The sequence below is a fragment of the Psychrobacter sp. WY6 genome (assembly GCF_018448495.1).
Taxonomy (GTDB): Bacteria; Pseudomonadota; Gammaproteobacteria; order Pseudomonadales; family Moraxellaceae; genus Psychrobacter.
This window is the reverse complement of the sequence record NZ_CP049902.1, coordinates 908,976-920,681: the sequence shown is the minus strand read 5'-3', so window position 1 is coordinate 920,681 and position 11,706 is coordinate 908,976. Positions and strand designations below refer to the sequence as shown.

The 11,706-nt window shown below is 43.3% G+C and carries 13 protein-coding genes and 1 pseudogene; 5 read left to right on the top strand and 9 right to left on the bottom strand.

Annotation, left to right across the window (positions count from 1 at the left end):
• The first annotated feature begins 369 nt into the window (after window positions 1–369).
• The 4 genes from ompR (at window position 370) to G7Y90_RS04595 (ending at window position 2,496) form a co-directional block, all read left to right on the top strand.
• On the top strand, window positions 370–1,128 hold the full coding sequence (gene ompR, locus G7Y90_RS04610; protein WP_055123637.1) for an osmolarity response regulator transcription factor OmpR: 759 nt from the start codon (window positions 370–372) through the stop codon (window positions 1,126–1,128).
• Between the two features lie 94 nt (window positions 1,129–1,222).
• Window positions 1,223–2,008, top strand: coding sequence for a CobW family GTP-binding protein (locus tag G7Y90_RS04605; protein WP_250163513.1), 786 nt, complete (start codon window positions 1,223–1,225; stop codon window positions 2,006–2,008).
• 1 nt (window position 2,009) lies between these two features.
• Window positions 2,010–2,360, top strand: a complete 351-nt coding sequence (locus tag G7Y90_RS04600) for a hypothetical protein (RefSeq protein ID WP_250163512.1) — start codon at window positions 2,010–2,012, stop codon at window positions 2,358–2,360.
• On the top strand, window positions 2,350–2,496 hold the full coding sequence (locus tag G7Y90_RS04595; RefSeq protein WP_250163511.1) for a hypothetical protein: 147 nt from the start codon (window positions 2,350–2,352) through the stop codon (window positions 2,494–2,496). Before G7Y90_RS04600 ends, G7Y90_RS04595 begins: the two co-directional genes overlap by 11 nt.
• 55 nt (window positions 2,497–2,551) lie before the next feature.
• Here G7Y90_RS04595 and G7Y90_RS04590 read toward each other — a convergent pair whose 3' ends face one another.
• The 5 genes from G7Y90_RS04590 to ubiG form a co-directional block, all read right to left on the bottom strand.
• Complete coding sequence (locus G7Y90_RS04590; protein ID WP_087813871.1) at window positions 2,552–3,859, bottom strand: RNA-guided endonuclease InsQ/TnpB family protein; 1,308 nt, start codon at window positions 3,857–3,859, stop codon at window positions 2,552–2,554.
• A 210-nt stretch (window positions 3,860–4,069) separates the two neighbouring features.
• Window positions 4,070–4,336, bottom strand: coding sequence for a DksA/TraR family C4-type zinc finger protein (locus G7Y90_RS04585; protein WP_087813872.1), 267 nt, complete (start codon window positions 4,334–4,336; stop codon window positions 4,070–4,072).
• A gap of 160 nt (window positions 4,337–4,496) precedes the next feature.
• Window positions 4,497–5,333, bottom strand: a complete 837-nt coding sequence (locus tag G7Y90_RS04580) for a YciK family oxidoreductase (RefSeq protein ID WP_198332282.1) — start codon at window positions 5,331–5,333, stop codon at window positions 4,497–4,499.
• Between the two features lie 99 nt (window positions 5,334–5,432).
• A complete protein-coding gene (locus G7Y90_RS04575) occupies window positions 5,433–6,143 on the bottom strand; it encodes an HAD family hydrolase (protein ID WP_238034386.1) in 711 nt (236 codons plus the stop codon).
• Between the two features lie 75 nt (window positions 6,144–6,218).
• Window positions 6,219–7,058, bottom strand: a complete 840-nt coding sequence (gene ubiG, locus G7Y90_RS04570) for a bifunctional 2-polyprenyl-6-hydroxyphenol methylase/3-demethylubiquinol 3-O-methyltransferase UbiG (protein WP_238034385.1) — start codon at window positions 7,056–7,058, stop codon at window positions 6,219–6,221.
• 449 nt (window positions 7,059–7,507) lie between these two features.
• Here ubiG and G7Y90_RS04565 point away from each other — a divergent pair.
• Window positions 7,508–8,123: pseudogene (locus G7Y90_RS04565) on the top strand (thiol:disulfide interchange protein DsbA/DsbL).
• A 201-nt stretch (window positions 8,124–8,324) separates the two neighbouring features.
• On the opposite strand, the gene yjgA reads toward G7Y90_RS04565, so the two are convergent.
• The 4 genes from yjgA to panB all read right to left on the bottom strand — a co-directional run bounded on the left by yjgA (window position 8,325) and on the right by panB (window position 11,702).
• Window positions 8,325–8,843, bottom strand: a complete 519-nt coding sequence (gene yjgA / locus G7Y90_RS04560) for a ribosome biogenesis factor YjgA (RefSeq protein ID WP_045443152.1) — start codon at window positions 8,841–8,843, stop codon at window positions 8,325–8,327.
• Window positions 8,844–8,943: 100 nt separating this feature from the next.
• Window positions 8,944–9,909 (bottom strand): RNase adapter RapZ, encoded by a 966-nt coding sequence (gene rapZ / locus G7Y90_RS04555; protein WP_087813876.1) that lies wholly within the window; start codon window positions 9,907–9,909, stop codon window positions 8,944–8,946.
• 42 nt (window positions 9,910–9,951) lie between these two features.
• Complete coding sequence (gene panC, locus G7Y90_RS04550; RefSeq protein WP_087813877.1) at window positions 9,952–10,860, bottom strand: pantoate--beta-alanine ligase; 909 nt, start codon at window positions 10,858–10,860, stop codon at window positions 9,952–9,954.
• Between the two features lie 41 nt (window positions 10,861–10,901).
• The gene (panB, locus tag G7Y90_RS04545) at window positions 10,902–11,702 is read right to left on the bottom strand and encodes a 3-methyl-2-oxobutanoate hydroxymethyltransferase (RefSeq protein ID WP_198332283.1); all 801 of its coding nucleotides are present in this window, start codon (window positions 11,700–11,702) and stop codon (window positions 10,902–10,904) included.
• Between the last annotated feature and the right edge of the window lie 4 nt (window positions 11,703–11,706).

The following is an 11,706-nucleotide window of genomic DNA, read 5'->3' as shown; positions in this document are numbered from 1 at the left end:
GTCGCTTTATTAAACAAACGCATACAGCATTTGTCCTGATGGGTGATGCAATTAGTGGTGCAATCTTATACACTAAAGTATCGAAGGCGCAAATATTGGTACGCGCTGACGCATTGAACAATAGTATTCAAATTTATGATGGATTGAGACGGACCTTTACTTTTGACCACTCATTGAATAAAGACAGTTTTTTTGTATAGTCGATTCAAGATAATTTAGCGATGAGGACAGCACGTTAAAATACTATAAATAGTAGACTCAACGAACCTGACACCGTATTGTCTTTATATCATTTTGACTATATAACCTTTAGCCTTGACTGTTAACGATAATTTCTACTAATAATAATTTTTATAAGAGGATGCCTGTATGTCTGAAAATAACAGCCCTGATACCTTAACTCAACGAATTTTAGTCGTTGATGACGATGCACGCTTGCGTTCTTTATTACAGCGCTTTCTAGAAGACGACGGTTTTGTCGTTCGTACCGCTCATGATGGTAGTCAAATGGATAAGCTGTTGCAGCGTGAGCTTTTCTCGTTGGTGGTACTCGATTTGATGCTACCAGGCGAAGACGGCATCAGTATCTGTAAGCGTCTGCGCGAAGACAATGGCGACATTCCTATCATTATGCTGACAGCCAAAGGTGGGGATGCCGATCGTATCGCTGGTCTAGAAGCGGGCGCAGATGATTATCTGCCAAAACCATTTAACCCAAAAGAGCTGTTGGCTCGTATCAAAGCGGTATTACGTCGTCAAAATCGCGAGCTGCCTGGCGCACCAAGCCATCAGCTTGAAGTGGTTGAGTTTGGACCGTGGACGCTTGATTTATCGACACGTACGCTTAAACGTGACGGCAATGTTGTCACTTTAACGACAGGTGAATTTTCGGTGCTAAAAGCACTGGTGCAGCATCCACGTGAGCCGTTGACACGTGATAAATTGATGAACCTTGCGCGTGGTCGTGAATGGGGTGCGATGGAGCGTTCTATCGACGTACAGGTATCACGTTTGCGTCGTTTGATTGAAGACAACCCTTCACAAGCGCGTTACATCCAAACCGTTTGGGGTGTAGGCTACGTATTCGTTCCTGACGAAGCTGAAGTAGAAACCGTTAAAAGTGAGTAACTTTTGACTATGTGTGTCCTCATTTCGAAAATTCCGATTATCGATTGAATTGAGGACACACGCTAATATCATTTCCATTTAATATAGGCCGTGTTTGATTACTCACAAATACGGCCTATATGATGAGTGTCTCTGTGAAAAAACTATTATTTTTCAAAACATACCCTGCACCTTGGTGACAGGGTTTTTGGGTGCTGGCAAGACCACAGTGATTAATCAGCTGCTTGCTATCAAACCTGCCGATGAGCGCTGGGCATTACTAATCAATGAGTTTGGTCGTATCGGTATTGATGGTGCGCTGCTGGCAAGCGCGCAAGATAGTAAGCCTGAGCAAGATAATATTGCGATACGCGAAGTCAGTGGTGGCTGTATTTGTTGTACCAGTCAGCTGCCATTACAAATTGCCGTCAGTCGGCTACTTAGTGAGCATCATCCACAGCGGTTGCTCATCGAACCTACAGGGCTTGCTCATCCACGTGAGCTTATCATGCAGCTCAGTGCACCGCATTGGCAAACAGCGCTCAATATGCAGGCAGTAATAACGGTACTGAGTGGCGTGCAATGGCAACAAGATAAATATCGTCATCATGACGGTTTTCAAGCGCATGTCCGTGATGCCGATGTGTTAGTCATTAATCGTTATGCTCAATTGAGCGATAGCGAAAAGCAAGCACTGCAACAATGGATAGCCAAGCTCAATGCACAGGTAAAAATTATTTGGGCAGCATCTGAGCAGATATCTCATGATACAAACGACTCATCCAATATTCTTTTATCAGAATCACGTGTCAGAGTTGAAAACTCAGCTAACCAAGCCCAGTCAGGTTATCTCGAAACAACGTACAGTCAATATTGTTCACCCTCAAAAATCGACTACTAGCTTGCAACCGCAGAGTAATGCCCTATCGATATCGACCACCTTGTCATCCGACGCTTTTACAAACAAAGATTCGCAGACCAGCACAGATATTGAGCTACCTTATCGTTATCATGAAAAACAGCAAGAGTTACAGTTGGCGGGTTGGAGACTGCCAGCGCACTACATATTAAAAGCGGATGAGTTACAGAGTTGGTTATTAACACTACCGAACTGGCAACGTATCAAAGGCGTGGTTCATACGTCTGATGGCTGGCTACAAATCAATTTTACCCCTGACAGCTTAACCACCAGTACGGTCAGCGCACAAGTTGATAGTCGGCTAGAGATTATATTACAGTTGGATGCAAACTAATAACGACAACGATACAGCGGTAGAAAGCGACCGCTCAGAAGAAAAAGATAGGACAGCATTTTTATCTTCTATAAAGACGCTACCTTCTATCGATTGGGATACCTGCGACCGTGAACTAATGGCACTGGTTATTTGACACACTCCCACCACTTTCGCCAAGCTCAAGTGGGGGATTCTAAAAGCAGATGCTCTTAGGCGACTTTCTCACGAAGGTCGCAAGTTTTCTGTTTCAACGGGCGACCTTTACTGCATCCTCCCTCCGCAGACAAAACGGCATGTCCTGCCGCTAATATGTTACGAGCTGCATTAAAATCAGCGTTCGCAACATACATGCATTTGACGCACTCAAATTTAGACTGAGTTTGTCTGTTATCGACAGCGATATGCTGGCATTCAGAGCAGGTTTGGCTGGTGTAGCGTGGATTTACTTTGATAAGTAAGCCGCCTTGCCAGTGTTGCTTATACTCAAGCATATCGACCATCATGCCCCAGCCTTGATCTAGGATTGATTTGTTTAATCCTGACTTGGCTTTGACATGACGACCTTTGTTCTCCACCGACCCGCTGGCTGATTTCGACATATTAGCGACCTTTAAATCCTCACAAGCAATCATGGCGTGGTTTTTGCTGATGCGGGTGGTGATTTTATGCAAGTAGTCATGGCGAATATTAGCAATGTGGCTGTGTAGCTTTTGAATCTTGCGGTTTTGCTTTTTCCAGTTTTGGCTAAACAGAACCTTTCTGCTTAATTGACGCTGTAATTTGGCAAGTTTAATTTGATTGGCTTTAAAGCTGTTTTTCGGTTTGATGTACTGACCGTTTGAGGTGGTGAGTAGTTTACTGATACCCATATCCAAACCAATGGCGCTTGTGGCAGGGTGACGTGGGTTCTCATCCAGTTCGCGCTCTGTGCCAAACGACACGTACCAGTGCCCTAATTTCTTGCTAATGGTGACATTTTTAATCGTGCCAATAATGTCTTGCGATTTCCTAAACGTCACCAAGCCCACGCCATTAGGCAGTTTTACTCGATTGCCTTCAACACGACAGTATTTATCAAACTGAACCAAGCGAATGGAGTCACGCCCATCTGATTTGCGCTTAAATTGTGGCATCAATGGTCGTCGTTGAATCTCTGTGCCATCAGCCAATTTAAAGAACTTAGGTTTGCGAGGTTTCTTTTTATTTTCTTTTAACCTGGCATGTACTTTAGGATCAAAAAAACGCGACCAAGCCGATGCCAGATCACGTACTTTTTGTTGTAAAGAGACAGCATTTGAGCTGGTTTTTAAGAACTCGAAATCAGGGTTGCTTTTTAGATCCATGATTTTATTAACGAGGTTGGTGGCATTGATAAACGCATCTTTAGCAAACATCTCAAATGAGATTGCCAGCACTTGATTCCAAACAAAACGTGCAGAGCCGACAAGATTATTTAAAATAATCTCCTGCTCCGTATTAGGCTCCAGCCTAAATTTATACGCTTTGTTGATTTTCATCTAACACTCTTTATAAGTTACAAGGTATTATAATAATTAATTATTCTACCAGATTCAGGCGCATATTATGTAATTTAAACATTAAAAATGATGCGAAATTCACCGCCACCCTAATGTCGGATGGCGTCCTCTTTCGCGGTTTTGATAGTAATAGACAAAAAAAGGGCAGACATTGCTGTTCGATATAGCAATGCCTGCCCTTTTTCTTTTTTAACGTAATTGACTGTCTTTGCTACCGCGCCGGTTGAACAGCTCAGCGGCTCTCGCCTCTTGTTCAAGTTCTGTCTGACAGCTGACGCAATGCTGAATACCAGGCACTGCTAACCGCCGTGCTTCTGGAATAGGCTTGCCGCATTCATCACACGTCTCGGCACTGATGCCAGTTGGCAACGCACGTCTTGCCCGCTCTAATGCATCATTTACCGTTGCATCCATTTGCTCATGCTCAGCACCATCTCTTGACCAACCACCTGCCATAACTCTATCCTATTTACGATAATTAGATATTACAAATCGCTTTAATAACAAATAGATGGGGTTGTTTATAATTAATTGCAACCTACTAGAGCATGCCTCAATCTGAAAGTATGCGATAAATACGCTAAATAATGACATTTCCTAGCAAAAAATCACATGGCTAACCTTTTGGCTGTAGCTCAACCACTTGCCCGCGTACCCCGATACTGGCATCACTCATCAGACAAACATAGCCTGCCATGATATCTTCAGGTGTTTTTAGGCTCATAGGACTCTCTCCTGGATAAGCATGGGCGCGCATATTGGTACGAGTGCCACCAGGATTGACACAGTTAAAACGTAAATTAGTTGTATTCTGTGTCTCTTGGGTAAAGATATCACTCATGCCTTCTACGGCTTGCTTGGACAGCGCATAAGCACCCCAGAACGCGCGAGGATGTGTACCGACCGTGCTAGAGGTGAAAATAACAGAGCCATTCTCAGCATCTTTAAGTAGTGGTAGCAGTGCTTGGGTGAGCATAAACGTCGAGGTAAAGTTCACCTTCATAACTTGTGCAAAAGTATCGACGTCATACATCTCAAGTGGGGTTAGCTGCCCAAGCATACCCGCATTGTGCAAGATGCCATCGAGCTGACCGACTTCTTTATTAATCAACCCCTCTAACTGCTGCATTTCAGCATAGGTTGCCCCTTCTAGATTCATCGGTAGCATGGCAGGCTGTTTGCCACCAAGACTTTCAATCTCATCATAAACATATTCAAGCTTGCTGCTGGTACGTCCCAATAACAGGACTGTCGCTCCATAACGAGCATAAGTCAGCGCGGCAACGCGGCCGATACCGTCACCTGCCCCCGTGACCAAAATAGTCTTACCATCTAAACAATTATCAGATGGTACAAAGTTGCGAATATCATTATGAGTTAACGGTTGAGTTAGACTTTGAACGGTTTTCTGGTGGTCTTGCTGACTAGCTGACTGGTTAATATTGTCACTCATGGCATTGCTCACTGCTTATCGTTTAATAGTTGGGATGCTAAGTATTTATCGTGTTTCTTTAAAAACATAGAGTGTGGCGGACTCGATTTATAATTTTATTTATAAATAGTCAAATTTACCAGAAGAGAGCAACAGTTTATTTAATTGCTCAGGCGTATCAGTAATATAATCTGCACCCCATTTCTTTAGGTTTTTTTGATCTTCAGGCGGAATATAACCATAAGCAGCTAGAATCGTCGGCATGCCAGCGGCATTACCAGCTTCGATATCACGGATATGATCGCCAACATAAATCACGCTTTCAGCGGCGCCGCGAGGGATACCAAGCTTCTCTAACGCCGCATACATAGGCTCTGGATCGGGTTTTGAGCGAGACACATCATCAGGACAGACCAAAGCAGAACAGCGCCCGTCTAACTGCATCTTGTCTAGTAACTTCTCTGCCAGATAACGCGGCTTGTTGGTCACAATACCCCATGGCACCCCTTTTTCTTCAAGAGCAGTCAACACATCTTCTAATTCAGCGAACACACAACTATCGACGCATATCTCAGCTTCATAATCATCTAAAAACTGTTGGCGAAACTCCTGCAAAGCTTCTTCGCTAACCTCAATTTGATCGTTATGACGTAGCATCAACTGTACCATCGCTGAAGCACCAGCAGAAACTTGCTCGCGAATTTCTGCTTCAGGGGGTGCTTGCCAATCATTTTCGCGGCTCATTTTACCGATAATACAGACAAAATCAGCAGCCGTATCGATTAATGTCCCATCGAGATCAAATAAAACCGCTTTTACAAATTGGCTCATAGTGAATGCTCTTAATATAGATAAGGTGTTGAGTGAAATAGTATGACATGAAAACAACCAAATACGGCATTCAGCTTAAGCCAGTGGCTTGTGTACTGCCATCATGTAATTAACATCGACATTTTGAGCCAGCCAATAACGCTTGGTCAGCGGATTATAATGCAAGCCAATGATATCTTGACGTGTGAATCCCGCATCAATTGCCATTTTATCTAATTCGGCTGGCGTGATAAATTTGGCATAGTCATGAGTGCCACGATCGAGCAAACGCAACACATACTCTGCGCCAACGATGGCAAATAGGTATGATTTAGGGTTTCGATTGATCGTCGATAGCACACAAACACCACCTGGTGCCAATAACTCAAAACAAGCCTGCACAATCGAGCTGGGATCAGGCACATGTTCGAGCATCTCCATACAAGTCACTACATCAAACTGACCTGCATGAGTTTTAACCAGTTCTTCTACTGGTATATGCTTGTAGCGCAACGTCTCATGTAAAGCACTTTGCTCTGCATGCAGCGCTGCCGCTTTCAGATTTTCGGTACCCAAATCAATCCCTATCACATCCGCACCGCGACGTGCCATAGACTCCGACAAGATACCGCCGCCACAGCCGACATCGAGCACTTTTTTTCCAGCCAAGCCAGTTCCAGCCGTTTTATGAATATCTGTATCAGCACTGTCATTTTGATAACTGCGCTTGACGTTGTCTTCTATCCAATTTAAACGCAGTGGATTTATTTCATGCAAAGTCGCAAAGGCACCCGTCTTACTCCACCATTCGCTTGCCAACTTATTAAATTTGTCGACTTCGCTAGGATCTACATTAATGGCGGTAGCCGTTGTATCATCAAGACCGCTGTTTGCTTGCTCATTCAAAGAAGGCGAGGAAGATAGAGCTGAGCTCATTGCATTTTTCCTTTATTGTCATTATCGTTATAATCATATACAGTGCACAATTATGTACCTAATATTAGCATGAGAGCGGCAGCTTTGTCGTGAGTACATCGTCACCGATTGTGAATGGTCTTAGCAAACGTTCATACTTTCTGTACCGTTTTTTTAGAGGATAGATGCTTCAAACAGCTTAAAATCTAAATAATAAGACGCTAAAATAATTCCCAAAAACTTGGTGAAATGAGCCTTAAATAATGGCTCACAGCTTTACAACCGTTAGTTAAGAATCGGATTCACAAGCGATCATGTTTTACGTTATTATAGTCGATACGTCACTATAGTTCGATTATACTCGACGCTGTCTCGTTTGGGCACTTTAAAAACCTGTGCGCTATACCCAAAACCATACGGTACTAAAACATCTCAACAAACCCTAAGTTTTCACACCTCAAGGATAAAGTATGAAACGTGTTATCACACTGACTGGTCTGGCCATGGCCATTGGACTTGCCACTATGGGCGCACAAGCTGCCGACTATGTCGCCGGAAAAGACTATCGCGTGCTAGACAATCCAGAAAAAATCAGCGGTGATGCTATCATTGTTCGTGAGTTTTTTTGGTATGGTTGCCCGCATTGTAACGTTCTTAACCCACATATGGAAAAATGGGCTAAAAACAAAGACAAAGACGTTGCCTTTTTCAAAACGCCAGCAGCGCTTAACCCTGTTTGGGAAGCCAACGCGCGTGGTTTCTAGCCGCGCAGCTGCTAGGGTTTGAAGACAAACCCATGACGCGCTATTTGATGCCATTCACCAAAGATGGTAGAAAATCTTTGACCAATCATCATTAAGCAAATGTATGCATCGAAAGGCGTTAATGAGAAAAATTCAATAGCCTTTATAATTCATTCGCCGTTGGACGAAAATTGGTCGTTCACAAGCAGGCGCTAAGCGTTATCAGCTCTCTGGTGTGCCAGCAGTCGTCGTACAAGGCAAATACGTTGTCACTGGTGAAAGCGCTACTGTACCTAAAGTCGTTGACTATTTGGTTGACAAAGTGCGTGCTGAAAAGAAATAAGTTAAGTACTAATATAAATTAGGTACCGTTATAAATTAGGGACTAGCATTTATCTATAAGTGTCATTTGCACCTAAATGCTCTTACCCATAAAAAAGCCAATCACTTGATGATTGGCTTTTTGCATTTGCAGACTACTTTAGTTTATAAGTGGAGATATTGTATAAATAGTGGTCAAAGCTATTTAGCCGCTATCACCTTATTATTTTTCTTTTTTCAATTGCGACAAAATAGTGACTTCACGAATATAACTGGCTAAGTCTGCTTTAGACTCTGCCATCAGCTCATCATCTTGGGTATGTTTGGCGTACTCAATCCATAACAGTAATTGATACATACTATTTTGTTCAGATGCTTGGTACTGTTTAACGAACTGCTTAAGCGTCCCTTCATCATTAATATTTAAACGCTCGAACCAACTTTCTATTTTTGAGACCTGTTCTTTAGGGAAAAACGCATCAAATAATGCTTTTACCAATTCGTGGCGGTTTTCTTCACTAATCAGCTTACCAACGCGCTTGGTTTGGCGAATACGAGCATTAGCGCTGGTGATATCAGCCAATGCCATGAGTTCTGCCATAAAATAGTCACTGGCTGGCAGATTTTTGAGTTGCTTTTTCGATAAGCTGGCAAGTGGTATCGACAACTTCTGCAAGCGCTCATGGGCTTTTTTAAGTTCAGTGCGCGAGACGCGCATATCCTGTTCTTTCCAGTCAATCATAAAAGCTTTCCAAAATAATAAATAATAAAATTAACAGGGGCATGCTCTCATTTTAGGAATAGTCATAAAAATGAAGATATGCCCCAGTGTTTACCAATAACTACCAACGATTTTTTTCACGATGTTTCGCCAGCACTTTTATACTTTGCGGCACAACATTGGCAAGACGACGTTGTAAATTATCGGTGATGAATACTGAACGATGCTTACCACCAGTACAGCCAATAGCCACTGTCACTGTATGGCGGTTATTGTGTAAAAATTCGGGCAACCAACGGGTTAAAAACTTATCTATATCATCAGTCATCTCAGCCACTTCTGGATAGTCGGCAAAGAATGCGGCAACTTCCGTGTCTAGACCTGTCGAAGTACGCAGTTCAGGGTTCCAATGTGGATTCGGCAAAATCCTCACATCAAAGACAAAATCTGCATCAATAGGACTGCCATATTTAAAGCCAAAAGACAGCAGATTAATCACAATCTGATTGTCCACGCCGACATGTTCACGCAAGCTGTCTTTCAGTTGATGAATATTCAAATTGCTGGTATCAATTCTGATATCGGCATGACCTGCGATAGGCTCTAACAGCTCCACTTCTTTTTTAATCGCGGCAGGTAGATTAAAAGCAATGTGCTTGGCATTATCACTATCGATATCCTGTGACATCAGCGGATGTACGCGGCGTGTCGCATTAAAACGTGCTATCAAAGTGCTTTCTTGCGCGGTCACATACACCACTTTGACCGCATGCGCCCCATATGTTTTCTTTAAGGATGCATGCATCTCTGCAAACTTGGATAGATCCGCTCGCGGTGTTCGAATATCAACACCAAGCGCAATACGACGAATCCCACTTTCATTGACCAATTTATGCGCAGCATCCGGCAATAAGGATAACGGTAAGTTATCAATAGAATAATATCCTAAATCTTCTAAAATATTTAATACTGAGGTTTTACCTGAGCCTGAACGCCCTGATACCACCAGAATACTGAGCTTATCGGTTGCTATTTTACACGCTACCTGCTCAGATTGACTGTTATTTTCACCCTGACTCACATCCATGATTCACCCATTCTAGTCCATTGCATCCTGAAAATTACTATGTCACAACGATTGATCCACCGTCACCAATTGATTGTCTAACAAACGTGCGCGTCCTAGCCAAGCAGCGACTAAAATCATCAAACTCTTATTTTCTGCATTAAAAGTTACAGTATCATTAGCGAGTGACTCTAGCGTATCGGTTTTAATGTCTAAATAATCAATAATGAAGCCAGCATCCGTAATACGCTGATGCGTTTCTGCTAACAACGACTGAACAGCTTGTTGGCTCTGTTCGCCTCTCTCTAGCTGCTTTGCTAAATATTGTAGCGCTTGATGGATAACAGGCGCTACCTCACGTTCAGTAGCACTTAAATATTGGTTACGTGATGAAAGCGCCAAACCATCTGCAGCGCGGACAATAGGTGCCCCTATAATTTCAATGGGATAACTTAAATCACGTACCAATTGCTTAATAATCGCTAATTGCTGATAATCTTTTTGTCCAAAAATAGCCATATCCGGTTGTACAATATTGAACAGTTTAGAGACGACAATACCAACACCGTCAAAATGCCCAGGGCGTGATTGACCACATAATTGAGTGGTAATAGCTCCCGCGAGAACGGAGGTTGGCGGCGGTAAGACTGGGTACATCTCTTCAATACTGGGCGCAAACACATAATCAGTATCGACCGTTGCTAGCTTAGCGACATCCTCATCCAGCGTGCGAGGATAACTATCAAAGTCCTCTCCCGCGCCAAATTGAGTAGGGTTGACAAAAATACTAACCACCACGATATCAGCCTGTTGCTTGGCTATTTTCACTAATTCAAGATGACCAGCATGCAGATTGCCCATCGTTGGCACTAAAGCGATACGCTGTGGGCTATCTTGATTGTCATTTTTTTGTCCACGATAAGACTGTAAAGCCGTACGCAATGCGGAGATATGATGATGAATGATTGGCATGGTTAACTATTCTTCTACTGATAATCGTAAAAACTAAAATGTTAGCTAAACTGGTGCTGCTCGGTTGGAAAACTGCCTTCACGTACTGACTGCTGGTAAAGGGCAAATGCGCCTTCGATACTGTGCGCGCTATTACGCTCATCGGTCAAAAAGTCATGAATAAAGCGCGGGACACGGCCGTGTGCCATACCTAGCATGTCATGCATGACCAACACTTGACCATCTGTATCTGCGCCAGCACCAATCCCAATAACTGGCACTGCGACGGCTTCCGTCACTGCTTTTGCAAGCTCAGCAGGTACGCACTCTAACACTAACAGCGCAGCACCTACCGCAACGACTGCTTTCGCATCAGCAAGCAATTGATCAGCCGCTTCGTCACCACGACCTTGGATTTTATAACCACCAAACACATTGACTGATTGCGGTGTTAATCCTAAATGCACACAAGTAGGCGTCCCTGCTTGCGCCAAAGTCGTGATTAAATCGCAAAGCTCACTACCACCTTCAATCTTAATCACATGCGCGCCCGACTGCATCAGCTGACGACTATTGGCAACCGCTTCTGGCAGGGTCACATAGCTCATGAATGGCAAGTCAGCCAATATCAGCGCGTGTTTATTGCTACGGGCAATATTGGCTGTATGATAAGCCATGTCATTGACAGTCACGGGTAACGTTGAGTCGTGACCTTGCACCACCATGCCCAAGCTATCCCCAATTAGAATCGTATCAATTTCGGCTTTTTCCATCATTCGTGCAAACATCGAGTCATAACAGGTCAAGCAAGTGAACTTGGTACCGTCTTTTTTAAACTTATTTAGAGTAGATAATGTCGTCATATGA

Bases quoted from the DNA above. Each gene is read 5' to 3' on its own strand.
- ubiG (WP_238034385.1), bottom strand. From the start codon at position 7,058: ATGAGCTCAGCTCTATCTTCCTCGCCTTCTTTGAATGAGCAAGCAAAC.
- G7Y90_RS04590 (WP_087813871.1), bottom strand. From the start codon at position 3,859: ATGAAAATCAACAAAGCGTATAAATTTAGGCTGGAGCCTAATACGGAG.
- G7Y90_RS04580 (WP_198332282.1), bottom strand. From the start codon at position 5,333: ATGAGTGACAATATTAACCAGTCAGCTAGTCAGCAAGACCACCAGAAA.
- G7Y90_RS04575 (WP_238034386.1), bottom strand. From the start codon at position 6,143: ATGAGCCAATTTGTAAAAGCGGTTTTATTTGATCTCGATGGGACATTA.
- G7Y90_RS04595 (WP_250163511.1), top strand. From the start codon at position 2,350: ATGCAAACTAATAACGACAACGATACAGCGGTAGAAAGCGACCGCTCA.
- ompR (WP_055123637.1), top strand. From the start codon at position 370: ATGTCTGAAAATAACAGCCCTGATACCTTAACTCAACGAATTTTAGTC.
- panC (WP_087813877.1), bottom strand. From the start codon at position 10,860: ATGCCAATCATTCATCATCATATCTCCGCATTGCGTACGGCTTTACAG.
- yjgA (WP_045443152.1), bottom strand. From the start codon at position 8,843: ATGATTGACTGGAAAGAACAGGATATGCGCGTCTCGCGCACTGAACTT.
- G7Y90_RS04585 (WP_087813872.1), bottom strand. From the start codon at position 4,336: ATGGCAGGTGGTTGGTCAAGAGATGGTGCTGAGCATGAGCAAATGGAT.
- panB (WP_198332283.1), bottom strand. From the start codon at position 11,702: ATGACGACATTATCTACTCTAAATAAGTTTAAAAAAGACGGTACCAAG.
- rapZ (WP_087813876.1), bottom strand. From the start codon at position 9,909: ATGGATGTGAGTCAGGGTGAAAATAACAGTCAATCTGAGCAGGTAGCG.